Annotated in this window: 12 protein-coding genes and 6 rRNA genes; 1 reads left to right on the top strand and 17 read right to left on the bottom strand. The window is 61.0% G+C overall.

Annotation, left to right across the window (positions count from 1 at the left end; translation table 11 throughout):
- Positions 1-473: 473 nt before the first annotated feature.
- From tsaD to ACGHEN_RS10075, 16 genes are all read right to left on the bottom strand, one after another.
- The gene (gene tsaD / locus ACGHEN_RS10000) at positions 474-2,858 is read right to left on the bottom strand and encodes a tRNA (adenosine(37)-N6)-threonylcarbamoyltransferase complex transferase subunit TsaD (protein ID WP_390399144.1); all 2,385 of its coding nucleotides are present in this window, start codon (positions 2,856-2,858) and stop codon (positions 474-476) included.
- Entirely contained in the window at positions 2,845-3,351 is a 507-nt protein-coding gene (gene tsaE / locus ACGHEN_RS10005; protein WP_390399147.1) for a tRNA (adenosine(37)-N6)-threonylcarbamoyltransferase complex ATPase subunit type 1 TsaE, read from the bottom strand. The genes tsaD and tsaE overlap by 14 nt, the downstream gene beginning before the upstream one ends.
- Positions 3,352-3,363: 12 nt before the next feature.
- Positions 3,364-3,984, bottom strand: coding sequence for a uracil-DNA glycosylase (locus ACGHEN_RS10010; protein ID WP_390399150.1), 621 nt, complete (start codon positions 3,982-3,984; stop codon positions 3,364-3,366).
- Positions 3,985-3,992: 8 nt separating this feature from the next.
- Positions 3,993-5,138 carry an alanine racemase gene (alr, locus tag ACGHEN_RS10015; protein WP_349125497.1) on the bottom strand — a complete coding sequence of 382 codons (1,146 nt, stop codon included), beginning with the start codon at positions 5,136-5,138 and terminating at the stop codon, positions 3,993-3,995.
- A 2-nt stretch (positions 5,139-5,140) separates the two neighbouring features.
- A complete protein-coding gene (locus ACGHEN_RS10020; RefSeq protein WP_390399153.1) occupies positions 5,141-6,757 on the bottom strand; it encodes an NAD(P)H-hydrate dehydratase in 1,617 nt (538 codons plus the stop codon).
- Positions 6,758-7,297 (bottom strand): holo-ACP synthase, encoded by a 540-nt coding sequence (gene acpS / locus ACGHEN_RS10025; RefSeq protein WP_390399156.1) that lies wholly within the window; start codon positions 7,295-7,297, stop codon positions 6,758-6,760.
- 173 nt (positions 7,298-7,470) lie between these two features.
- Positions 7,471-7,586 (bottom strand): 5S ribosomal RNA (rrf, locus tag ACGHEN_RS10030).
- A 146-nt stretch (positions 7,587-7,732) separates the two neighbouring features.
- Positions 7,733-10,709: ribosomal RNA gene (locus ACGHEN_RS10035) — 23S ribosomal RNA — on the bottom strand.
- Positions 10,710-11,106: 397 nt separating this feature from the next.
- A 16S ribosomal RNA gene (locus tag ACGHEN_RS10040) occupies positions 11,107-12,613 on the bottom strand.
- The 16S, 23S and 5S rRNA genes sit together here, the layout of an rRNA operon.
- Positions 12,614-13,035: 422 nt before the next feature.
- The gene (locus ACGHEN_RS10045; protein ID WP_390399158.1) at positions 13,036-14,730 is read right to left on the bottom strand and encodes a phospho-sugar mutase; all 1,695 of its coding nucleotides are present in this window, start codon (positions 14,728-14,730) and stop codon (positions 13,036-13,038) included.
- Between the two features lie 246 nt (positions 14,731-14,976).
- Positions 14,977-15,092 (bottom strand): 5S ribosomal RNA (rrf, locus tag ACGHEN_RS10050).
- Between the two features lie 143 nt (positions 15,093-15,235).
- Positions 15,236-18,212, bottom strand: a 23S ribosomal RNA gene (locus ACGHEN_RS10055).
- A gap of 397 nt (positions 18,213-18,609) precedes the next feature.
- Positions 18,610-20,116: ribosomal RNA gene (locus tag ACGHEN_RS10060) — 16S ribosomal RNA — on the bottom strand.
- A 403-nt stretch (positions 20,117-20,519) separates the two neighbouring features.
- Positions 20,520-21,920 (bottom strand): phosphoglucomutase/phosphomannomutase family protein, encoded by a 1,401-nt coding sequence (locus ACGHEN_RS10065; RefSeq protein WP_390399160.1) that lies wholly within the window; start codon positions 21,918-21,920, stop codon positions 20,520-20,522.
- A 175-nt stretch (positions 21,921-22,095) separates the two neighbouring features.
- A complete protein-coding gene (locus tag ACGHEN_RS10070; RefSeq protein WP_373204965.1) occupies positions 22,096-22,989 on the bottom strand; it encodes a homocysteine S-methyltransferase family protein in 894 nt (297 codons plus the stop codon).
- Positions 22,990-22,999: 10 nt separating this feature from the next.
- Positions 23,000-23,422, bottom strand: a complete 423-nt coding sequence (locus tag ACGHEN_RS10075; RefSeq protein WP_118081609.1) for a metal-dependent transcriptional regulator — start codon at positions 23,420-23,422, stop codon at positions 23,000-23,002.
- Between the two features lie 120 nt (positions 23,423-23,542).
- Between ACGHEN_RS10075 and pepT the strand changes: the two genes are divergently transcribed.
- Positions 23,543-24,790: a peptidase T gene (gene pepT, locus ACGHEN_RS10080; protein WP_390399164.1), complete on the top strand. Its 1,248-nt coding sequence runs from the start codon at positions 23,543-23,545 to the stop codon at positions 24,788-24,790.
- 252 nt (positions 24,791-25,042) lie between these two features.
- Here pepT and ACGHEN_RS10085 read toward each other — a convergent pair whose 3' ends face one another.
- Complete coding sequence (locus ACGHEN_RS10085; RefSeq protein WP_390399166.1) at positions 25,043-26,269, bottom strand: LCP family protein; 1,227 nt, start codon at positions 26,267-26,269, stop codon at positions 25,043-25,045.
- Positions 26,270-26,274 lie beyond the last annotated feature (5 nt).

A 26,274-nucleotide genomic window follows, 5' to 3' on the forward strand; every position in this document is an offset into this window, starting at 1 on the left:
ACGACAGTTTTTGCTTGAGAGATGCTCCTCGGGGGCGGGGCGGGCGCCTGCCGCCATATATGAACTTTCCTGCTCGGACAATCCTGCTCACGACGGAGGCCACATTAAGTGGCCTCCTGTTCGTGCGGAACTCGCGATAAAGTTCATATATGGCGGCAGGCGCCCGCCCCGCCCCCGAGGAATTCCCATCCCAAATGTGCGGAGCAAAGCTCCGCACACCAACTTATTCTTTCAGCCAAAGCACGCCGGAAATTCGATGCAGGCTGGCTAACCTTGCCGGACGCTGTCGACGCCGAACCAGCTCAGAAGCTATATCGATACAGAAAGGTCCCCGACCGGAGGGGCCGGATATAAGGTTTATCGCGAGTTCCGCACGCAAAGAAGGCCACTTAATGTGGCCTTCGTCTTGCGCAGGACTGTAGAGCAGGAAACCTTATATCCGGCCCCTCCGGTCGGGGACCGCACCCGTACGACTACAGCGTCATGTTTGGATCGGCGTCGACGTCGAACGGCGAGATTTCACCTCGGTCGAATTTACGGCGGGCGACCTCCGCGATCATGGCGGCGTTATCGGTGCAGGCAGACAAGGGCGGCACCGTCACGCGGATCCCCTGACGCCCGAGCTTCTTGATCATCATCTCGCGCAGATGCGGATTGGCCGAGACGCCGCCGCCGATGCAATACTCCTTGCACCCGGTGGCATGCAGAGCGTTTTTTGCCTTCTTGTACTGCACGTCAAAGACCGCCGCCTCGAACGAAGCCGCCAGGTCGGGCAGGTGGATCGTGCGCCCGGCCTTAGTCTCCTGCTCGATGTAGAGCGTCACCGCCGTCTTGAGGCCCGAAAGCGAGAAGCGATAGTCCCCCCTGCTGTTCAGCGCACGGGGGAAATCGATCGCCTTGGGGTTGCCCGTCTCGGCAAGCTTGGAGATGATGGGGCCTCCGGGATAGCCAAGACCCAGTGCCTTTGCCACCTTGTCGAAGGCTTCGCCCACGGCGTCGTCCAGCGTCTCGCCAAGCACTTCGTAGTCGCCCCATGCCTTTACGTGCACGAGCATGGTGTGCCCGCCCGAAACGAGCGTAAAGATAAACGGGGGCTTAAGGTCGGGCTGCGCCAACAGGTTGGCAAACAGGTGACCCTCCAGATGATTGACGCACACCAGCGGTTTGCCGGCAGCATACGCAAAGCCCTTGGCAAAGGCGACACCCACCACCAGGGCACCCACCAGGCCAGGACCTTGCGTCACGCCCACGGCGGCAAGCTCACTTGGTGCAATGGCTCCGCCCGTAAGGCCCAGCGACGCTGCGGCGTCCTCGAGCGCCGCGTCCACGACGCTCACGATGACCTCAACGTGCTTGCGCGAGGCGATTTCGGGCACCACGCCGCCAAAGCGAGCATGAAAATCGATCTGCGTCGACACCTGGTTGGCCAGCATATTGCCGTCCGCATCGATAATTGCCACGGCCGTCTCGTCGCAGGAGCTCTCGATGGCAAGCACCAGGCGACGGCGTTCGATTTCGGCACGCTCCTCAACGGTGCGCTCGGACGCGGGCAGCGGCCATGCGCGCTGCTCGGCAGCAGTTGGCTCGGGCGAGGCATTGTCGAGAGGAAGCACCAGGGGCAGCGGTGCCGTCATGACGATGGCATCCTTGCCGGCACCGTAGTAGCCACGGCGACGACCCGCCTCGGTAAAGCCTAGGGCGGTATAGAGTGCAATTGCGCCCTCGTTGCCGTCCTCAACCTCAAGCGAAGCCGTGGTGCAGCCGAGCATCTGCGCGTCATAGCTCACGTGCGACAGAAGCTTGCGGGCGATACCCTCACGGCGATGAGTCGGATCGACGGCAACGTCCATAATCTGCACGTCCCCGTCGACGACCATGCCGCCGGCAAGACCCAGCAGCTGACCGTCGTCGTGCGCCACCCACCAGCTACGCGGAGCGGCAACGTCCTCGCCCAGCTCGGACAGGAACATGCCCGGCGTCCACGCCTCGTGTCCGGCGCCTTCAAAGCAGGCTGCCTCCAGCGCGCTCGCACCCTCGGCATCCGCCACGCCCATGGGGCGGAATTGCAGATGACGTCCGGCGAGCTCGTCGGCAACACCTGTCACCTCACTCTGCGCGCTCTCGGCAAGGCCCAGGCGCTTGCGCTCGTTTTCCTCGGCGTCCGAAAGGCGCGTATAGATCGGCAAGACGCGAGCCGGATCGCCATCGCCTGCGGCGTGCGCCATCAGCAGGCCCTCGCCCGAGGGCCACCACAGATCTCGCTCCACGCAGCGCGCCGTCTCGTCCTCACCCAGCAGCTTGCCATAACGCACGAGACCGTCACCAGTCAGCTGAACCTGATCCCAGTCCGCGGTCTGGCGCCACTCATCAAGCGCCACGGCGGCCTTGACCACACGCTCGCGCTCAAACAGACGCTCGGGACCCTCATCCCCCAGCACATACAGCGCCGGGTACACCTCGCCGCGCATGGCGTCGGCAAGAACACCAAGCTTGCCGCGTACGCCGGCCTTCCATGCCGTCCAGGCGCAAGCGTCAAGTGTCGACACCCCGAGCAACGGCACGTTGGCACCACGTGCCAGACCCTTTGCGGTGGAGATGCCGATACGCACGCCCGTAAACGAACCCGGGCCGCGGCCGACCACATAACAGCCGACATCGCTGCGATCCAGGCCGGTCTGCTTCAGTAGGCCATCAACAGTATTCACGAGCTCAACGTTGGCATGACGGCGACACAGATGGTCCCCACTCACCAACTTTGCCTCGCCTGTCTGCACGTCAATCCAGCTTGCCGCGCAGGCAAGCATGTCGGTCGATGTGTCGAGCGCCACCACCAGCGCGTTGTCGTTATGCAAGCTCATCTTGTACAGCCTTATCTATCAAATGGGAAAGCTCATCCGCGCGCTCGCCGTGTGCCTCAAGCGTTATCGTTCGCACGTCGCTGTCGTCCTCATCGCGCTTAAGCGTCACCGAAAGATACTCATCTGTCAGTTCATCCTGAAACTGCTCGCCCCATTCCAGCAGGCAAACACCCTCATAGCCCAGCACGTCAAAAATGCCCGTATCCTCAAGCTCGTAGGCATGCTCCAGGCGGTACAGATCAAAATGGAACAGCGGAATACGCCCTTGGTCATGAACGGCCATGAGTGCGAACGTAGGGCTCGTGACCATATGCTCATCGCCCAGAGCGCGCGAAACGCCCTTGGTAAAGCGGGTTTTGCCCACCCCGAGGCCGCCGGTCAAAATCAGCACATCGCCATCTTCTAGACACGGTGCGACCAGCTCGCCAAAATGCTCCGTATCGGCAGTACGAGCCGTTCTATAGGTACCTACCCCCAGGCGCTCCAGGGACATATGCGCTCCTTATTATTCCGAGGCGGTCTCCGGCGCGGGGTGCCGCTCCAGATAGTCGCCCAGCATCTTAAAGTCTTCCTCCAGCAACTCCTGCCACGCCGGATTGCGCAGCGCCGCCGCAGGATGAAACGTCGGCATCACCACAAAGTGGCCCATCTGATGGAACCTGCCGCGCAGCTTGGTAATGCCGATCTCGGTCTTGAGCACAAAGTGCGTTGCGGGGTTACCGAGCGTCACGATGATATCGGGCCAGATGCTTCGAATCTGCTCGCGCAAAAACGGTGAGCAAGCCAGCACTTCCTCGGGACGCGGATTGCGGTTTCCCGGCGGGCGACACTTAAGCACGTTGGCGATATAGACGTCCTCGCGCTTAAGACCTGCCAGGGACAAAATGCCGTTGAGGTCTTCACCCGCCGCCCCCACAAAGGGTTCGCCCTGCAAATCCTCGTTGCGACCCGGTGCTTCACCAATAAACATGACGCGAGCGTGGGGGTTTCCCACGCCAAACACGATGCTATGGCGCGACTGATAGAGCTGGCAGAGATGGCAGTCGCCTAAAACAGCCTCAATCTCCTCGAGTGCGACCTCACGTGGCGCCTGATGGGTATGGCCGGGGATGTGCATGACGCCCATAGCGGCTCCTACACGTAGACCTTGTCGAGACGCATGCCAAAGCCGCAGGCGACCTCGTAGTTAATCGTTCCGCGCAGTCGGGCCATCTCGTCCATAGTGATCTCGGCATCGCCATCGCGGCCGACAATAATCATCTCGTCACCATACTCGGCCTCGGGAATCTCGTGTGCCGGGTTGGACTGAATGGCGACCATAAACTGATCCATGCAGATATTGCCAACCTGACGCACGCGCTCGCCGCGATACAGCACATCCATACGATTGGAAAGCGTACGCGATAGGCCGTCGGCATAACCGATCGGCAGCGTGCAGATCTGAACGCGCGTACGCGGTACGCGGTAGGTAAAACCGTAGCCCACGCCCTCGCCCATCGCAGGGTGCGCCACGCGCGTCACGCGCGCATGAACGCTCATAACGGGATCGAGCTGCATCACACGGCTACTCAGCTCGCACGGCTGCATGCCATACAAGCCAACGCCGGCGCGAATCATATCAAAATGCATCGAGGGGTCGAGCATCGAGGACGGCGTGTTGGCGCAATGCACGATACCGCACTCAAAACCCGCATCCTTAATGGCCTGAACGGCCTCGGTAAAGCGCTGGCACTGCAGCTTGTAGTCCCAGCCCGAAGGTTCATCGGCCGTGGCAAAGTGCGTAAATACGCCGTCGCACTGAATACCGCGATGGAAATCAATACCGCGGACAAAGTCGAGCACCTGCGTGTAATGTACGCCGATGCGGTTCATGCCCGTCTCGATGGCGAGATGATACTTGCCCACCTTGCCCGCCGCGACGGCACATTCGCCATACGCAAGAGCAAAGTCGGACGTATAGACCGAGGGCATGATATCGAACTCGAGCAACGTCGGAATGGCCTCGATAGGCGGCTCGCTTAGGATGAGGACGGGTTTCGTAATCCCGCCCTGTCGGAGCTCAACGCCCTCGTTAACCGTCGCCACGGCAAACATGTCGGCGCCGGCCGAATACATAATCTTGGCGCACTCAACAGCTCCATGACCATAAGCGTCGGCTTTAACCACGCAGCACAGGCGCTGACGCGGATTCAGCAAATTCTTATAGGCCCTCGTGTTGCGGCGAAGCGCCCCGCGGTCGATCTCGACCCAGGACCAACGCGTCAAATCGGCTTTATTCATAATTAGTCATCCGACCCTTCGTCCGTGATTCCCAGATCATCGAGCGCATCCTTTGCCGCCAACTCCATGGCGGGACCGATCAAGTCGATAAGATCGGTCGCGATAACGCTCTTCTCGCCAAACTCCGTCGCCGCGGCAAAACCGGCATAGCTATGAAGCGCGACGGCATACGAGTACAGCAGCTCCCAGCGGTCCATCTCGTCGCGCATGGTGGCTAGCGTGCCGGCCAGAATACCCGCAAGGACGTCACCCGAGCCAGCGGTCGCCAACGACGCCGGGCCAGAGAGCGGCAGCAGCACGCGCTCAACACCGCAAATGGCCGTCGTCGGGCCCTTAGCGATAACAACGAGGTTATCGGAACCGGCGGCCCAGACAACCTTTTGCGCGGCGGCAATCGCGGTTCCAAGGTCATTGACCTCATCACCGGCGACGAGACGCGAAAGCTCACGATAATGCGGCGTCATAACGAGCGGCTGCTCACGACGATACATCTCGGGATTACTGTCGATGCCATCGATTGCAATCTTGGCAAGGCAGTTGAGAGCATCGGCATCCAAGATAAGCGGTACGTCGAGCTCAAGCAGACCCGAAACCACCTGCATGGCACCGGCAGATGTCGTCATGCCGGGACCACACAGCACGCAGCTATATTTCTTGGCAATCTCACATACCGTCATGCGCGCAGCGGCACCAAAAGAACCGCGGGAATCAGATGGAATAGCAAAGACCGGAATCGAGGGGAGCGCCATGCGGATAAGGTTGGCACACGCATCCGGAGTCGCGACTGCCACATAGCCGGCGCCTGCGCGGGCAGCGGACTTGGCAGCCATAATGGCCGCACCAGGATACTGCGCCGATCCGGCAACAATGAGCACCGAGCCGCGCGAGTACTTATCGATATTCGTAGGCAGCGGAGCAAAATAGTCCACAAGGTCACCGAGTTCCACGATCTCGGCAGCATGGTCGACATCGTCAATAACCTCATCAAGGCGGTCATACAGACCGCCGCAGACCAGATCGCCTGCATATTCGGGACCGTCAGCGCTGTATAAGCCGATCTTGGGAGCAATCATCGTCACCGTACGCTCGGCACGAATGCAGTCGTCATCCACCACACCCGTCTCGGCATTCAGGCCCGAGGGAACATCGATGGAGACAACGCGATCGGCATTTTCATTGACCGTGGGGATCCAGATTGAAAACGGCGCACGAAGATCACCATGAAAACCGGTACCAAAAATGGCATCGACTACAACATCAGCCTTATCAATCAGCACCTCCAGCTCATCACGAGAGGGGCCGACACACACACGCACGTCGCGACCAGCAGTACGACGGGCGACATGACGAGCGAGAGCGGCAGGGATCTCATCCGGCTCAACCGGAGAGACGATATCTACATCAACGCCCTTATGCGTCAGAATGTCAGCGGCAACCCAGCCATCTCCGCCATTGTTGCCAAAACCGACCAATACAAGAACGCGATCGGGGTTGAGCTTTAAAATCTCGTTGGCAGCAAATTCGCCCGCCAACTCCATGAGTTCGGCCTTCGAGGTACCCTCACGCTCGATAATATCTTCGAGGCGAACGACTTCCTCGGTACTCAAAACCGGTTTCATCTATGCTCCTAGCATATCTTGCGGATCATCATCCAGATGTTCCGACAAAGCAGATTGTTGCAGCTGTTCGAGCTCGTCTAAGACAGAACGAGCCTCTTTAAATGTCTGAGCAACGCGCTCCTTCGTGCTCACCTTTTCTTCCTTGGGTTTAGGTCGAGCATCCTCGGTGATCGCAATGGCATTAGCGACAGCCAAGTCACCCGTCAGAGTAATAGAAAGAGCGACCTCGACAACACCCAATTCCCGGGCGATTTCAAGAGCACGACCCGAAAGCAGCGCTTTTGGCTTGCCGAGCTTATCGCGCGTTACGGAAACGTCTTTACGGCCAACGCCCTGGCTAAAACCCGTACCAAGCGCCTTAAGCACCGCCTCGCGAGAAGCAAAACGACTGGCATAATGCGCGGCAGGACGAGACGAGGCATCGCAATACGAACGCTCTTCATCGGTAAACACGCGCCGAACAAACGCGGGCGTATTCTCAAGGATTGATTTCATTCGCGAAATCTCGACGATATCAACGCCGATTCCGGCTTCGGCCATAATCACCTCCATGCTGCACAGACTATGACATTGTAGCCCGTTCGCAGAAGATGCGACAAACGAGGGTCAAAAACACAGCGAGAGTGGAGTGATGGCCCTATAAACGCAAAAAAGGGGGAGGCCGCGAGGCCTCCCCCTTCTACATTCCCAATGGCGGCTCGGTGCCGTCCACCGGTCAGCGGCGCCCTGGCCTCCCACGGGCTGACCCCGCAGTACTCTCGGCGCGATGGGGCTTAGCTTCCGGGTTCGGAACGGGACCGGGCGTGCCCCCCATGCTCTGGCCGCTGACCGGTGGGCGGCGCCCACCGTTCTCGGTGTCCGGTATCGCGTACACGTGCCCTGGGGGCCGCATGGCGTATAGGGGGGAGTGACTCGGGGGCATCCTCGTGCCCGGACCGCGCATGGGCGCTGGGTCCCGCGGGCCGCGAGGTGCGGTTCCGGAAGAGCTCGGGCGATTAGTGCGGCTCGGCTGAGGACGTCGCCGTCCTTGCACCTGCCGTCTATCGACCAGGTAGTCTACCTGGGCCCTTACCGGAAGGAGAACTAATCCCTGGAACGGCTTCCCGCTTAGATGCCTTCAGCGGTTATCCGCGCCGCACGCGGCTACCCGGCCGTGCCGTTGGTCGACAACCGGTTCACCGGAGGTGCGTCCACCCCGGTCCTCTCGTACTGGGGGCAGCCTCCATCGATTCTCCTGCGCCCACGGAGGATAGGGACCGAACTGTCTCACGACGTTCTGAACCCAGCTCGCGTACCGCTTTAAACGGCGAACAGCCGTACCCTTGGGACCTGCTCCAGCCCCAGGATGCGATGAGCCGACATCGAGGTGCCAAACCTTGCCGTCGATGTGGACTCTTGGGCAAGATCAGCCTGTTATCCCCGGAGTACCTTTTATCCGTTGAGCGACGGCCCACCCACTCGGGGCCGCCGGATCACTAGAGCCTGCTTTCGCACCTGCTCGGCTTGTGGGCCTCGCAGTCAAGCCCGCTTGTACTCTTGCATTCAAAAGGACGGTTGCCGACCGTCCCGAGCGGACCTTCGCGCGCCTCCGTTACCCTTTAGGAGGCGACCGCCCCAGTCAAACTGCCCGCCTGGCACGGTCCCCGAGCCGGTTGACGGCCTCGGGTTAGGACGCCGGTCGCGCGAGGGCAGTATTCCAAGGGCGGCTCCCCGGGGGCTGGCGCCTCCGGATCGATGCCTCCTGCCTATCCTCTACACGCGGGACCAGCGGCCAATGCCAAGCTGCAGTGAAGGTTCACGGGGTCTTTCCGTCCTTCCGCGGGTAAGTCGCATCTTCACGACCAGTGCAATTTCACCGGGTCCATGGTCGAGACAGCGCCCAAGTCGTTGCGCCTTTCGTGCAGGTCGGAACTTACCCGACAAGGAATTTCGCTACCTTAGGACCGTTATAGTTACGGCCGCCGTTTACCGGGGCTTGGCTTCGGGGCCTCGCCTTAACGGCTAACCCCTCCGCGTGACCTTCCGGCACCGGGCAGGCGTCAGACCCTATACGTCGCCTTGCGGCTTCTGCAGAGTCCTGTGTTTTTGGTAAACAGTCGCTTGGGCCTCTCCACTGCGGCCCGCCTCCGCTCCCCGGGCAAGCCGGTTCACGTACGCGCGGGCACCCCTTCTCCCGAAGTTACGGGGCCATTGTGCCGAGTTCCTTGACCATGGTTGACCCGATCGCCTCGGTATGTTCTACCCACCCACCTGTGTCGGTTTGCGGTACGGGCGCGCACGCGCCTGCCTAGGGGTTTTTCTAGGGACCTCGGGCTCACTCGCTTCGCTCAGTCGCTTCGTCCGGAGCCTCGCCCTTCTGCGGACCGGATTTCCCTGGTCCGCGGGCCGCGCTCCATCACGGGGACGTCCAGAACCCCGCCGAGCCACCCCCATCCGTCGCCCCGTCGGTCGTAGCGCCGCGTGCGCGGTGCAGGAATGTCTGCCTGCTGCGCGTCGGCTACGCCTCCCGGCCTCGCCTTAGCCCCCGACTGACCCTGGGAGGATTAGCCTTGCCCAGGAAACCTCGGGTTCACGGCGGACGAGTTACTCTCTCGTCTCTCGCTACTCATGCCAGCATTCTCACTCCCATGCGCTCCACCGTCGGTCGCCCTGACGGCTTCTCCGCCCATGGGAAGCTCCCCTACCGATTCTAATGAATAAAATCCCGCCGCTTCGGTGTCCAGCTTAGCCCCGTGTATTGTCGGCGCATGTCCACTCGACCAGTGAGCTGTTACGCACTCTTTGAATGCATGGCTGCTTCTAAGCCAACATCCTGGTTGTCTGGGCGGACGCACATCCTTTGCCACTCGGCTGGAACTTGGGGACCTTAGCGGGCGGTCCGGGCTGTTTCCCTCTCGAGCACACAGCTTAGCCCACATGCTCTGACTGCCGCGCTCTGGGCCGCCGGCATTCGGAGTTCGGTTGGATTCGGTAGGCGGCGAAGCCCCCTCGTCCATCCGGTGCTCTACCTCCGGCGGTGAACGCGCGACGCTAGCCCTAAAGCTATTTCGGGGAGAACGAGATATCTCCGGGTTTGATTGGCCTTTCACCCCTATCCGCAGGTCATCGCCGCCGTTTTCAACCGACGTGCGTTCGGCCCTCCACGGGGTCTTACCCCCGCTTCAGCCTGCCCACGGATAGCTCACCCGGCTTCGCGTCCGCGGCGCGGGACTCAAGTCGCCCTGTTAAGGCTCGCTTTCGCTCCGGCTCCCTTTCGGTTAACCTCGCCCCGCGCCAGCGACTCGCTGGCTCATTCTACAAAAGGCACGCCGTCACACCCTAAAAGGGTGCTCCGACTGCTCGTGGGCGCACGGTTTCAGGTACTGTTTCACTCCCCTCCCGGGGTGCTTTTCACCTTTCCCTCACGGTACTGGTGCGCTATCGGTCACAGGGTAGTACTCAGGCTTGGATGGTGGTCCACCCAGGTTCGGACCGGGTTTCACGTGCCCGGCCCTACTCAGGGACCGCGTCGCGCCGTCCGGTCTGGGTTCGCGTACGGGGCTGTCACCCGCTGCGGCCGGCCCTCCCATGCCGTTCCGCTCCCCAGCCGGACCTGCGCCCGGGGGCGGCAGCCCCCGGATGCGCGGCCCTGCAACCCCGTCGGCGGAACCCCTGCCGGGTATGCCCGCTCGACGGTTTGGCCATCGGTCCCCTTTCGCTCGCCGCTACTCGGGGAGTCTCGAGATTGATTTCCTCTCCTCCGGGTACTTAGATGTTTCAGTTCCCCGGGTTGTCCTCCCCGGCCCTATGTGTTCAGGCCGGGGATATGCACACTGCTGTGCATGGGTTCGCCCATTCGGAGACCCCCGGGTCGAAGGATGTGTGCTCCTCGCCGGGGATTATCGCAGCTTGCCGCGTCCTTCATCGGCTCCCTGTGCCAAGGCATCCGCCGTGCGCCCGTGGTATCTTGCGGGACCGCATCGGGCCCGCGGGATATCCACGTGTCGCTAAAATTAATTAATCGATATCATGAATAGCGCTCGTATGTCGCAATTCGGGTATCTCATACCGCGGCACAGTGTATGTACTGTGCTCGCGATCAGATGCTCCTCACTCATATATAAGTGAATTCTTCTTGTTTGGATCGGATGAATGATTGCTATCATTCTCTGTTTAAATCGCAGAAAAGAATCGAGTCTGGAAGATGAATCTCTTCCATCTCTCTCCTATCGCTATGCGGCTCTCAAGGTACGCGGGTGCGACCCCGGGGACCGGGTGCTGCGGGGACTTCCCCGGGAAGACATCTGCCGGACGGGCTCCTGCCCTCTATTCGAGTTAAGTTGATCTCTCTAGAAGATTTATCTCCCTAGAAAGGAGGTGATCCAGCCGCACCTTCCGGTACGGCTACCTTGTTACGACTTCACCCCCCTCACCCTCCACACCTTCGGCGCCTCCCCCCTCTCGGTTGGGCCGGCGACTTCGGGTGCAGACGACTCGGGTGGTGTGACGGGCGGTGTGTACAAGGCCCGGGAACGCATTCACCGCGGCATGCTGATCCGCGATTACTAGCAACTCCGACTTCATGGGGGCGGGTTGCAGCCCCCAATCCGAACTGGGGCCGGCTTTCCGGGATCCGCTCCCCCTCGCGGGGTGGCATCCCTCTGTACCGGCCATTGTAGCACGTGTGCAGCCCAGGGCATAAGGGGCATGATGACTTGACGTCGTCCCCGCCCTCCTCCGCCTTGACGGCGGCGGTCCCGCGTGGGTTCCCGGCATCACCCGATGGCAACACGCGGCGGGGGTTGCGCTCGTTGCGGGACTTAACCCAACATCTCACGACACGAGCTGACGACAGCCATGCACCACCTGTATGGGCTCCTCTCGGCCACGGGGTCTCCCCCGCTTCACCCATATGTCAAGCCCTGGTAAGGTTCTTCGCGTTGCTTCGAATTAAGCCACATGCTCCGCTGCTTGTGCGGGCCCCCGTCAATTCCTTTGAGTTTTAGCCTTGCGGCCGTACTCCCCAGGCGGGACGCTTAATGCGTTGGCTGCGGCACGGGGGGGATCGTCCCCCCACACCTAGCGTCCATCGTTTACGGCTGGGACTACCAGGGTATCTAATCCTGTTCGCTCCCCCAGCTTTCGCGCCTCAGCGTCGGTCTCGGCCCAGAGGGCCGCCTTCGCCACCGGTGTTCCACCCGATATCTGCGCATTCCACCGCTACACCGGGTGTTCCACCCTCCCCTACCGGACCCAAGCCGCGGAGGTTCCGGGGGCTTCGGGGGGTTGAGCCCCCCGCTTCGACCCCCGGCCTGCCGGGCCGCCTACGCGCGCTTTACGCCCAATGAATCCGGATAACGCTCGCCCCCTACGTATTACCGCGGCTGCTGGCACGTAGTTAGCCGGGGCTTCTTCTGCAGGTACAGTCTTGACTCTTCCCTGCTGAAAGCGGTTTACGACCCGAAGGCCTCCGTCCCGCACGCGGCGTCGCTGCGTCAGGGTTCCCCCCATTGCGCAAGATTCCCCACTGCTGCCTCCCGTAGGAGTCTGGGCCGTGTCTCAGTCCCAATCTGGCCGGTCGGTCTCTCAACCCGGCTACCCGTTGTCGGCACGGTGGGCCGTCACCCCGCCGTCTACCTGATGGGCCGCGGAGCCATCCCCTCCCGTCGGGGCTTTAGCCGGGGTGCCATGCGGCACCCCGGGGTATCCGGTATTACCCGTCCTTTCGGGCGGCTATCCCGGGGGAGGGGGCAGGTTCTCCACGTGTTACTCAGCCGTTCGCCACTCGCTTCTGCCCGAAGGCAGGTGCCGTTCGACTTGCATGTGTTAGGCGCGCCGCCAGCGTTCATCCTGAGCCAGGATCGAACTCTCCGTCCAAAGTAAATGGGCTTCGAGCCCGTCCGGTCCTCTCAGTTCATCGCTGATCGGTTCCGTTCGATTCATATGGTTTTAGTATAGGAAAAGGAATTTCTCGGGGCCGCCTCTCGGCGGCCTTGCGAAAAACAAATCCAAGTTAGACCATTTCAAATGGTTCGATGTCTGCCCGGATGCGACACCCGTAGGTGTCCATCCTCGCAGTATCCGGTTCTCAAGGTGCACGCCTGCGCGGTACATCCGGTTCGACCGGGCCGCGCGGCAAGGAGATATATTGCCAGACCGGAGGGGCCCCGGGGGCGGGAATCTGAGCGCACACATTTCCTACACAACCAAGAATCATCCGCCTTTAAATCCAAAAAGGAGGGGACCTCGTATCCGAGATCCCCTCCTCCGCCTATCTATGGAAATAGGATTTCAAACCCTTAGGCCAACAGCTTGCGACCAGATTCCTCGATGGAATCAAGCGCCGCATCCGCCTCAGCTGCATCCGCGCCCTTAGCGAAGATGTACAGCTTGATCTTAGGCTCGGTACCAGACGGACGGACAATGCCCTTGTTGCCGCCCTCGAGATCGAACTCGATGACGTTTGCCTTGGGCAGGCCGTTCAAGCAGGTGTTGTAGTCCACAACAGCCTCGATCTTGGACCCTGCGAGCTCCGCAGGCGGATTCTCGCGCAGACCGGCCATGATGCCCGCCATCTTTGCAGCACCCTCAGCACCCGGATAGCTCAGCGAAATCGTCTTGTTGTGATAGTAGCCATACTTCTCGTAAAGCTCGTGCATCGCGTCGGCGAGGTTCTTACCCTGCAGCTTGTAATACTGAGCCATCTGGCAAATCAGCAGCGAAGTGCTCACCGCGTCCTTGTCGCGTACGTGATCACCGGCCAGATAGCCGTAGCTCTCCTCGAAACCGAAGATAAAGCGATCGACTTCACCAGCATCGGAAAGCGAGGTAATGATGTCACCGATGTACTTGAAGCCCGTCAGGCAGCGACGGAGCTCAAAGCCATACTCCTCGGCCAGAGCATCGACCATGGCGGAAGAAACAATGGTAGTGACCGCGACTTTCTTTGTGAGATCCTCGCCGCGAGCGGCACGGGTCTTGCAAATATAGTCGAGCAGCAGGACGCCCATCTCGTTACCGGTCAACAGCAGGTAGTCATCACCATTCTTGACAGCAACGCCAACACGGTCGGCGTCGGGATCGGTCGCAAGCAGCAGATCGGGGTGAACCTGCTCGCAGAGATCGATGCCCTTCTGCATAGCCTGACGGATCTCGGGGTTAGGATACGGGCAGGTCGGGAAATCGCCGTTAGGCTCCTTCTGCTCGGGAACAACCGTGACATCGGTGATGCCAGCGCGCTCAAGAACCGTAGTAACGGGGATAAGGCCCGTACCGTTGAGCGGCGTGTAGACAAGCTTAAGCGGAGCGCCGGCAATTTCCTCGGCAGAAAGGTTCGTCACGCCGCGAGCAAGGACGGCCTCGTAATAACGCTCGAGACAGGAGTCGTCAATCCACTTGACCAGGCCCTGCTCAACAGCCTCATCAAAGTCCATAGACTTCACGCCGGTAAACGCATCGGTCTCGGCGATAGCCTTAGAAATTGCATCGGCGGCCTCACTGGTGATCTGGCAGCCGTCGGGGCCATAGGCCTTATAGCCGTTATAAGGCGCCGGATTATGGCTAGCGGTCATGCAAATACCACCGGAGCACTTAAGGTCGCGGACGGCCCAGGAAAGCGTCGGCACGGGAGAAATCTTAGGATACACGAGAGCAGTCACGCCGTTTGCTGCAAGAATGGCAGCCGTCGTCTTAACGAACAGCTCACCTTTATTGCGGCTATCGCGAGCGATGGCGACCGTCGGATGCTCGAAGGTCGCATTGAGGTAGTCAGCGAATCCCTGGGTCGCACGACCGACCGTATAGATATTCATACGGTTAGTGCCCGCACCGATAGTGCCGCGAAGGCCAGCAGTACCGAAGGCGAGATCCTGGAAGAAAGCGTCGGTGATGGCGTCCTCATCACCCTGCTCCTTCATCGTGTTAAGCTCAGCGAGGAGCTCCTCGTCCTTGACATTGGCAATCCAAGTATCAAGCAGCTCATGAACATCTGCCATGTGAGTCCTTCCGTCACAATCAATAAAACGACCCGTGTAAAACAGGACAAGCGCAGCAGTGCGCTAAAGCAAATATTAGTCCATTGAGAACAGAGAACCGACAAAAGAACGGTGAACGTCTATATTCAGCGGTGGATGATTAAATTGATTTAATTGCAAAAGGAATGTTGCCTATAAACGCAAAAAGGGGGAGGCCGCGAGGCCTCCCCCTTCTACATTCCCAATGGCGGCTCGGTGCCGTCCACCGGTCAGCGGCGCCCTGGCCTCCCACGGGCTGACCCCGCAGTACTCTCGGCGCGATGGGGCTTAGCTTCCGGGTTCGGAACGGGACCGGGCGTGCCCCCCATGCTCTGGCCGCTGACCGGTGGGCGGCGCCCACCGTTACGGTGTCCGGTGTCCACTCACGTGCCCTGGGGGCCGCATGGCGTATAGGGGGGAGTGACTCGGGGGCATCCTCGTGCCCGGACCGCGCATGAGCGCTTGTCCCGCGGGCCGCGAGGTGCGGTTCCGGAAGAGCTCGGGCGATTAGTGCGGCTCGGCTGAGGACGTCGCCGTCCTTGCACCTGCCGTCTATCGACCAGGTAGTCTACCTGGGCCCTTACCGGAAGGAGAACTAATCCCTGGAACGGCTTCCCGCTTAGATGCCTTCAGCGGTTATCCGCGCCGCACGCGGCTACCCGGCCGTGCCGTTGGTCGACAACCGGTTCACCGGAGGTGCGTCCACCCCGGTCCTCTCGTACTGGGGGCAGCCTCCATCGATTCTCCTGCGCCCACGGAGGATAGGGACCGAACTGTCTCACGACGTTCTGAACCCAGCTCGCGTACCGCTTTAAACGGCGAACAGCCGTACCCTTGGGACCTGCTCCAGCCCCAGGATGCGATGAGCCGACATCGAGGTGCCAAACCTTGCCGTCGATGTGGACTCTTGGGCAAGATCAGCCTGTTATCCCCGGAGTACCTTTTATCCGTTGAGCGACGGCCCACCCACTCGGGGCCGCCGGATCACTAGAGCCTGCTTTCGCACCTGCTCGGCTTGTGGGCCTCGCAGTCAAGCCCGCTTGTACTCTTGCATTCAAAAGGACGGTTGCCGACCGTCCCGAGCGGACCTTCGCGCGCCTCCGTTACCCTTTAGGAGGCGACCGCCCCAGTCAAACTGCCCGCCTGGCACGGTCCCCGAGCCGGTTGACGGCCTCGGGTTAGGACGCCGGTCGCGCGAGGGCAGTATTCCAAGGGCGGCTCCCCGGGGGCTGGCGCCTCCGGATCGATGCCTCCTGCCTATCCTCTACACGCGGGACCAGCGGCCAATGCCAAGCTGCAGTGAAGGTTCACGGGGTCTTTCCGTCCTTCCGCGGGTAAGTCGCATCTTCACGACCAGTGCAATTTCACCGGGTCCATGGTCGAGACAGCGCCCAAGTCGTTGCGCCTTTCGTGCAGGTCGGAACTTACCCGACAAGGAATTTCGCTACCTTAGGACCGTTATAGTTACGGCCGCCGTTTACCGGGGCTTGGCTTCGGGGCCTCGCCTTAACGGCTAACCCCTCCGCGTGACCTTCCGGCACCGGGCAGGCGTCAGACCCTATACGTCGCCTTGCGGCTTCTGCAGAGTCCTGTGTTTTTGGTAAACAGTCGCTTGGGCCTCTCCACTGCGGCCCGCCTCCGCTCCCCGGGCAAGCCGGTTCACGTACGCGCGGGCACCCCTTCTCCCGAAGTTACGGGGCCATTGTGCCGAGTTCCTTGACCATGGTTGACCCGATCGCCTCGGTATGTTCTACCCACCCACCTGTGTCGGTTTGCGGTACGGGCGCGCACGCGCCTGCCTAGGGGTTTTTCTAGGGACCTCGGGCTCACTCGCTTCGCTCAGTCGCTTCGTCCGGAGCCTCGCCCTTCTGCGGACCGGATTTCCCTGGTCCGCGGGCCGCGCTCCATCACGGGGACGTCCAGAACCCCGCCGAGCCACCCCCATCCGTCGCCCCGTCGGTCGTAGCGCCGCGTGCGCGGTGCAGGAATGTCTGCCTGCTGCGCGTCGGCTACGCCTCCCGGCCTCGCCTTAGCCCCCGACTGACCCTGGGAGGATTAGCCTTGCCCAGGAAACCTCGGGTTCACGGCGGACGAGTTACTCTCTCGTCTCTCGCTACTCATGCCAGCATTCTCACTCCCATGCGCTCCACCGTCGGTCGCCCTGACGGCTTCTCCGCCCATGGGAAGCTCCCCTACCGATTCTAATGAATAAAATCCCGCCGCTTCGGTGTCCAGCTTAGCCCCGTGTATTGTCGGCGCATGTCCACTCGACCAGTGAGCTGTTACGCACTCTTTGAATGCATGGCTGCTTCTAAGCCAACATCCTGGTTGTCTGGGCGGACGCACATCCTTTGCCACTCGGCTGGAACTTGGGGACCTTAGCGGGCGGTCCGGGCTGTTTCCCTCTCGAGCACACAGCTTAGCCCACATGCTCTGACTGCCGCGCTCTGGGCCGCCGGCATTCGGAGTTCGGTTGGATTCGGTAGGCGGCGAAGCCCCCTCGTCCATCCGGTGCTCTACCTCCGGCGGTGAACGCGCGACGCTAGCCCTAAAGCTATTTCGGGGAGAACGAGATATCTCCGGGTTTGATTGGCCTTTCACCCCTATCCGCAGGTCATCGCCGCCGTTTTCAACCGACGTGCGTTCGGCCCTCCACGGGGTCTTACCCCCGCTTCAGCCTGCCCACGGATAGCTCACCCGGCTTCGCGTCCGCGGCGCGGGACTCAAGTCGCCCTGTTAAGGCTCGCTTTCGCTCCGGCTCCCTTTCGGTTAACCTCGCCCCGCGCCAGCGACTCGCTGGCTCATTCTACAAAAGGCACGCCGTCACACCCTAAAAGGGTGCTCCGACTGCTCGTGGGCGCACGGTTTCAGGTACTGTTTCACTCCCCTCCCGGGGTGCTTTTCACCTTTCCCTCACGGTACTGGTGCGCTATCGGTCACAGGGTAGTACTCAGGCTTGGATGGTGGTCCACCCAGGTTCGGACCGGGTTTCACGTGCCCGGCCCTACTCAGGGACCGCGTCGCGCCGTCCGGTCTGGGTTCGCGTACGGGGCTGTCACCCGCTGCGGCCGGCCCTCCCATGCCGTTCCGCTCCCCAGCCGGACCTGCGCCCGGGGGCGGCAGCCCCCGGATGCGCGGCCCTGCAACCCCGTCGGCGGAACCCCTGCCGGGTATGCCCGCTCGACGGTTTGGCCATCGGTCCCCTTTCGCTCGCCGCTACTCGGGGAGTCTCGAGATTGATTTCCTCTCCTCCGGGTACTTAGATGTTTCAGTTCCCCGGGTTGTCCTCCCCGGCCCTATGTGTTCAGGCCGGGGATATGCACACTGCTGTGCATGGGTTCGCCCATTCGGAGACCCCCGGGTCGAAGGATGTGTGCTCCTCGCCGGGGATTATCGCAGCTTGCCGCGTCCTTCATCGGCTCCCTGTGCCAAGGCATCCGCCGTGCGCCCGTGGTATCTTGCGGGACCGCATCGGGCCCGCGGGATATCCACGTGTCGCTAAAATTAATTAATCGATATCATGAATAGCGCTCGTATGTCGCAATTCGGGTATCTCATACCGCGGCACAGTGTATGTACTGTGCTCGCGATCAGATGCTCCTCACTCATATATAAGTGAATTCTTCTTGTTTGGATCGGATGAATGATTGCTATCATTCTCTGTTTAAATCGCAGAAAAGAATCGAGTCTGGAAGATGAATCTCTTCCATCTCTCTCCTATCGCTATGCGGCTCTCAAGGTACGCGGGTGCGACCCCGGGGACCGGGTGCTGCGGGGACTTCCCCGGGAAGACATCTGCCGGACGGGCTCCTGCCCTCTATTCGAGTTAAGTTGATCTCTCTAGAAGATTTATCTCCCTAGAAAGGAGGTGATCCAGCCGCACCTTCCGGTACGGCTACCTTGTTACGACTTCACCCCCCTCACCCTCCACACCTTCGGCGCCTCCCCCCTCTCGGTTGGGCCGGCGACTTCGGGTGCAGACGACTCGGGTGGTGTGACGGGCGGTGTGTACAAGGCCCGGGAACGCATTCACCGCGGCATGCTGATCCGCGATTACTAGCAACTCCGACTTCATGGGGGCGGGTTGCAGCCCCCAATCCGAACTGGGGCCGGCTTTCCGGGATCCGCTCCCCCTCGCGGGGTGGCATCCCTCTGTACCGGCCATTGTAGCACGTGTGCAGCCCAGGGCATAAGGGGCATGATGACTTGACGTCGTCCCCGCCCTCCTCCGCCTTGACGGCGGCGGTCCCGCGTGGGTTCCCGGCATCACCCGATGGCAACACGCGGCGGGGGTTGCGCTCGTTGCGGGACTTAACCCAACATCTCACGACACGAGCTGACGACAGCCATGCACCACCTGTATGGGCTCCTCTCGGCCACGGGGTCTCCCCCGCTTCACCCATATGTCAAGCCCTGGTAAGGTTCTTCGCGTTGCTTCGAATTAAGCCACATGCTCCGCTGCTTGTGCGGGCCCCCGTCAATTCCTTTGAGTTTTAGCCTTGCGGCCGTACTCCCCAGGCGGGACGCTTAATGCGTTGGCTGCGGCACGGGGGGGATCGTCCCCCCACACCTAGCGTCCATCGTTTACGGCTGGGACTACCAGGGTATCTAATCCTGTTCGCTCCCCCAGCTTTCGCGCCTCAGCGTCGGTCTCGGCCCAGAGGGCCGCCTTCGCCACCGGTGTTCCACCCGATATCTGCGCATTCCACCGCTACACCGGGTGTTCCACCCTCCCCTACCGGACCCAAGCCGCGGAGGTTCCGGGGGCTTCGGGGGGTTGAGCCCCCCGCTTCGACCCCCGGCCTGCCGGGCCGCCTACGCGCGCTTTACGCCCAATGAATCCGGATAACGCTCGCCCCCTACGTATTACCGCGGCTGCTGGCACGTAGTTAGCCGGGGCTTCTTCTGCAGGTACAGTCTTGACTCTTCCCTGCTGAAAGCGGTTTACGACCCGAAGGCCTCCGTCCCGCACGCGGCGTCGCTGCGTCAGGGTTCCCCCCATTGCGCAAGATTCCCCACTGCTGCCTCCCGTAGGAGTCTGGGCCGTGTCTCAGTCCCAATCTGGCCGGTCGGTCTCTCAACCCGGCTACCCGTTGTCGGCACGGTGGGCCGTCACCCCGCCGTCTACCTGATGGGCCGCGGAGCCATCCCCTCCCGTCGGGGCTTTAGCCGGGGTGCCATGCGGCACCCCGGGGTATCCGGTATTACCCGTCCTTTCGGGCGGCTATCCCGGGGGAGGGGGCAGGTTCTCCACGTGTTACTCAGCCGTTCGCCACTCGCTTCTGCCCGAAGGCAGGTGCCGTTCGACTTGCATGTGTTAGGCGCGCCGCCAGCGTTCATCCTGAGCCAGGATCGAACTCTCCGTCCAAAGTAAATGGGCTTCGAGCCCGTCCGGTCCTCTCAGTTCATCGCTGATCGGTTCCGTTCGATTCATATGGTTTTAGTATAGGAAAAGGAATTTCTCGGGGCCGCCTCTCGGCGGCCTTGCGAAAAACAAATCCAAGTTAGACCATTTCAAATGGTTCGATGTCTGCCCGGATGCGACACTGAATGTGTCCATCCTCGCAGTATCCGGTTCTCAAGGTGCACGCCCCGCGGCTGATCCGGTCCCACCGGGCCGCGCGGCAAGGAGATATATTGCCAGACCGGAGGGGCCCCGGGGGCGGGAATCTGAGCGCACACATTTCCTACACAACTATGCCTCTGACTGACGTTTGCCAGTCGTTTGCTACCGCTCGCCGAGCACATCTTTATATAGAGAGGCCCCTTGGCTAGAGCCGATATGCGCCCCTGGCCAAAGCGCAGCCGGCATCTAGCAGTTCATCGCGCTCCTCCACCGAAAAGCCCTCGGCGTACACGCGCACCACCGGTTCGGTCCCGCTGGGACGGATCAGCAGCCAGGTGTCATCCTCAAATGCCAGACGTAAGCCGTCCATATGGCTTACGCTCTGCGGCGCCTTGCCGCATATCGACTTGGGATTCACGCCGGGAAGCAGCGTGCGCAACGTCTCGGCATCCTCGGCCTCAAGGCGCAAATCTCGACGTCCGTAACTCGTCTTGCCAAAGCTCGCCTCGAGCTGATCGATAAGCACGCCCAAGGGCGCGCCGGTCTTGGCCATGAGCTCGCACAAAATCAGGCAGGCAAGGATGCCGTCGCGCTCGGGCATGTGCGCGGCGATACCGATACCACCGGCCTCTTCACCGCCCACGAGAACGCCGCCCTTCTTCATCTCGGCGGCTATATATTTAAAACCGACGGGCTTGATGACCACGCGGCAACCGAGCGCCTCGGCAATGCGACGCACAAGCGTGGAGCATGAAAGGTTGACGACGACGCGTCCCTTTAGATTGCGATACTGGACCAAATCGCCCAAAACGAGCGCCATAATCTGATGTGGATGTATATATCTGCCGCGCTCATCAACCGCGCCGATACGATCGGCGTCGCCATCAGTCACCAGACCGGCGCACGCCCCGTCTTCGACAACTGCGCGCTCACAAGCATCCACCCACGGCTCGACCGGGTCGGGGCAGATATCTCCCCTATCGGTCGTCTCGTCGGCGTGAATCTCATGGACTTCGACGCCAAGCTCTCGAAGCAAGTCGGCAAGATATCCCTGCGCAGCTCCGCCCATGGGGTCAACCACCACACGCATATGCGCGGCGCGAATGGCATCCGCGTCGACAAACGATGCCACCGCTCGCATATAGTCGGGAATGATATCTGCCGTGCGGTATTGCCCCTCAAGCCCCAGCGGCTCGGCGGCCATCGTCTCCTCGAGCTCTTCGATGACATCCTGGTTGGCCGTCGAGCCATCACCCATCCGCAGCTTGAGGCATAGATAGCCCTGCGGATGATGTGAGCCCGTCACCATAAGCGCGCCGCATGCCTCGCCGTCATACGCAGCCGCCCACGTAAGAGCGGGAGTCGGCACCGGTCGAGACACGAGCACGGCATCGAGCCCGTGGGCGGCAATCACACCCGCCGCGAGCTCGGCGAACTCGCGCGCTTGCGGCCGAGTATCAAATCCTACATATACCGTTTTACCGGGATTCGTCTTTTGCCATAGCCTGCCGATAGCATCAGTGACACGAGCGACGTTGTTGATAGTAAAGTCTCCGTCGACGCGAGCTCGCCAACCGTCAGTTCCAAAGTGAATTATCGCGCACACGCGCAGACACCTCGCAGTGTTTGGATCATGGTACGCATGAGGTATACCCGCAACGGGCATCCGGCAAGCCGCCGGCACGCTCGTTCACCGTTTAGGCAAAAGCGTCGAGGTGCGCACCGCCAACAAAAAAACCGCCCCAGCGGGGGCGGTGATTCGATACTCCCATTTTCGGGTTCTATATATTGAGCGCATCTGCCATAGCGGCTGTCGTAACCGCCGTGGTTCCGCAGCAGCTGCCTACCATTGCGGCGCCCGCCCGCTTCCACTCGACGCATGCGCGAGCGAAGGCTTCGGGGTCCTCATGCCACACGGGACCATCCTGTGTCTGAACCGGATTTCCCGCATTGGGACGCACCGTGACGGGAGTAGTCGCCGATGCAACCATCCTGGGCACCGCCGCGTTCGCGGCCGCAAGCGAACAGCAATTAACACCAACCGAGTTTGCGCCGTGTTTTTCGGCGTACAAAACGGCTGCCTCGATGTTGAGGCCATCGCCCAACAGGTCGCCTTTATCGTCAACGACAAAACTCACCAGGACAGGCATACCGTCGGCGGCATCTCGGGCGCCGGCAAGCATGGGCTGCAAATTACGGATAGACGTCACCGTCTCGATCAGCAGACCGTCAACACCAGCATTGAGCAAGGCGTGCGCTTGTTCGCGCGCAATGCCTCGGATTTCACGATACTCGGCAGAGTCCTCGGCAAACCACTCAATACAAATCGGGCCCATCGAGCCCAGCAGCAGCTGTGGGTGCGCCTGGCGAGCATCGTCGACGGCCCCGCGATTGACCTCCGCCACGGACGGCGCAATCTGGTCGTGCTTGAGGGCATAGCTTGATGCCTGAAAGGTGTTGGTAATGAGCACCTGCGCGCCGGCGGCGACATACAAGCGATGGATACGAGAAACGGTCTGCGGCTCTGCCAGATTCCAAAACGCCGGTGGAATGTCGGCGGCATCGTACTCACTCAACAGAACACTGCCCATGGGGCCCTGCGCCAACAAGGTCTCGCTCGACAAGCGGCGCGTAAGTTCCTCGGCACCAAAGCGGTTGTAATAACTCGTATCCATATATATCCCGCTATTCCTCGACGCTGATTCCCTGCTTTTCGAGATAGGCGAGCCAGCGGTTCATCGTGTCCTCGGATAGAGCATGCTCCATCATGCAGGCCTCGGAATCGGCTCGCTCAAATTCGACACCGAGCTCCTGAACCAAAAACGTGCGGACCAGACGATGGCGATACCAGATAGCCGAGCCGACCTCGCGCCCACGGTCAGTCAGGATAACTTTGCCGTAGTGAGACTGTTCGACAAGTTCAGATGCCTTGAGAGCCGAAACCGCCTTGTTGACCGATGCCTTCGAGACGCCAAGGCGCTGTGCGATATCGACCGACCGCACGCCGCCGGTCTCCCCATCTTCGCTTTCGATGCGAACCATGCACTCCAAGTAGTCTTCGTTCGCCACCGTTAGGTGTAGCTCGCGCGAGCTATTTGTCGTATCCATGAACATCCGTCCCTTCTGCACTCAATGGCTGATTCTACCCCATCCAAGCGTCGCGGTATGCCGCGGCATACCGTGCTAGAGTTCTTGTTGCACACGACGACCAAGATTGGAGCGATCTTTATGGAAAACACCACCACGGACCCCGACGTCCTCGAGCGTTTTTTGCGCTATGTCCAGATCAACACGCAGTCCGAGGATGCCAACTGCGACCAGGTGCCGTCGAGCACCGTACAGTTCGACCTTGCCAACGTGCTTGCCGAAGAACTGCGCGAGCTGGGTGCAACCGATGCCCATGTAAGCGAAAACGCCTATGTCTGCGCGCACATTCCCGCTAGCGCCGGTTCCGAGAATAAGCCCGCCCTGGGCCTGATCGCGCACCTCGATACCACCGAGGTCGCGCCGGGCGCCGGCGTAGCGCCGCACATCGTGCACTACGAGGGCGGCGATCTGGTTTGCGGCATCGTCGACGGCAAGCCCGTGTCCATGAGCACCGCCAAACTTCCTGCCCTCAACAACCTGGTGGGTGAGGACCTTGTCTGTACCGACGGAACTACGCTGCTGGGCGCCGATGACAAGGCGGGTGTCGCCGAAATCATGGCGCTTGTCGCACGCATCGCGCAGGATCCCTCCCTGCCCCATCCCGCGCTCGGCATTTGCTTCTGCCCGGACGAGGAAATCGGTCACGGTGCCGAGCTGTTGGATATCGAGGCCTTCGGCTGCAAGTACGCTTACACGGTCGACGGCGGTCCGGTTGGCGAGCTTGAGTGGGAGTGCTTCAACGCCGCCGAGGCAACCGTTCGCTTTGAGGGCCAGTCCATTCACCCCGGCGACGCCAAGGGGCGCATGGTCAACGCGGGCAACCTGTTCTGCGACTTCAACGCCCTGCTCCCCTACGAGCAGCGCCCGGAATACACCGAGGGCTACGAGGGCTTCTATCACCTTGAGGGCGTCTCGGCAACGGTCGACCATGCCACGGCGCGCTATATCGTCCGTGATCACGATGCCGCCAAGTTCCAGCAGAAACTCGAGCTGATGAATGCCGCCGCCGCACTGCTCAACCAGCGACTGGGCGAGGAGCGCGTAACGGTCGAGATTAAGCAGCAGTATCGAAATATGGCCGAGATCGTTCGTGACTATCCCGAGCTTATTGATGTTGCCAAGGAAGCCTACCTTGCCTGCGGCGTTGAGCCCCAAGTACTGCCGATTCGCGGCGGCACCGACGGCGCACAGCTGTCGTTCCGCGGCCTGCCCTGCCCCAACCTCTCGACAGGCGGCTACTGTTACCACGGCGTCAACGAGTTTGTCCCGGTCAGCTCGCTCGTCAAGATGACCGACGTCCTGCAGGAGCTCGTCGCCCGTTTCGCATAAGACTGGCTGCATGAGGCCAAAAGACGAATCGCCCCGTCCTCAACCGAGAACGGGGCGTTTTTTGGTGCAAGAAAAGTAGTCGGCATCGCAGGTTGAGCCAACGTCAGCGAGCGACGTCCAGAGCGAACAAGTTGGCATGAAAAAGGCAGGGCATTGACCTTCTGGTCATGCCCTGCCTTTTGAATGACAAATTGTAGCTCTGGGCGTCGCGCAGCGTCGAGCCGCTACGCGGGCTGGTAAGCCCGCGTAACCCTAGTAGTTGGCTTCGTAGCCGTTGCCGTCACCGGTGGGCTCTTCGTAGTAATCGGAGCCGTCGCTCGAATCGTCGGAATCGTCCGAGCCACCCGACGAGGTCGCGGTGCCATATGCGTAGTCCTCGGACGTATTGTTGTTGAGGTCACCGATCGTGGAGCTGGAGCCGTCTGAAAGGCCCATGGTGTTGGGGCCCTTGGGATCCTCACCGGCGTCGACGCGGGCCATCATTTCCTTAAGCTCGTCTTCGTAAACAAAGACATAGCTCACGCCGTCGATCATAGTGCTGTCGTCGGCGTACGAGGGCAGGTTGGCCGAGTAGATGCCCTCGACATCCATGCCGCGCATGGCGTTGACCGTGGACACGATATCCTGAACGCTCATATCGGTTACGAGCATATCGGACAGCGAATTAACCAGGCCAAAGATCTTCGTGGCATCGAAGTTATTGAGAATCTGGTTGGCAAGGGCGCCAAGCACCTGACGCTGATGGCGCATGCGCGTGTAATCGCCGTCGGCATAGGTGTAGCGGCAGCGGGCATAGGTAAGGGCAGTAGCGCCGTCCATATGCTGCTGACCAGCGGTAATCTTAATATCCAGGTGCTCGGGATCGTCGACGTCGTCGGTCGCGTTGATGTCGATACCGCCAACCGAATCAATAAGCGACTGCATGCCGTCAAAGCTGACCTCGGCATAGTGAGAAATCTGCACGCCGCACAGCTCGTTGACCGCCTGGACCATGGCCTCGGCGCCGCCAACGGTGTGGCAGGCGTTGATCTTCATGGTCTCGCCCTTGTACACGACCTTGGTGTCGCGCGGAACGGAAATGAGCGTCGCCTGCTTTTGCGTGGGGTCGATGCGTGCCAGGATAATCGAGTCGGCACGATACGTATCTTCGCCCGGACGACCGTCGGTACCAAGAAGCAACACGTAGAACGGATCTTTTGCCTCATCGGTATCGACCAGAATCTGGCGCAGGTTGTTGGTAATGACATTGGAGTCGCCAAGCTTGCCCATGATAGTGGCAAACCACAGACCTGCAGCGGTCGTGGCGCTCAGCAACACACCGAGCACGGCGATGAGCGCGACACGGCGAACCGTGCGGCCGCGACGGCGCTGACGGGCGCGCTCGGAATAGCGTGCGACATTGTCGCGACTGTAGATCTTGGCCTGCGCACCAGTCGAGGGTCTTCGGGTGTTATCCGCTAGGGGCTTCTTGTTAAACATAGGCA

The sequence above is a fragment of the Collinsella sp. i06-0019-1H4 genome, from assembly GCF_042849575.1.
Classification (GTDB): domain Bacteria; phylum Actinomycetota; class Coriobacteriia; order Coriobacteriales; family Coriobacteriaceae; genus Collinsella.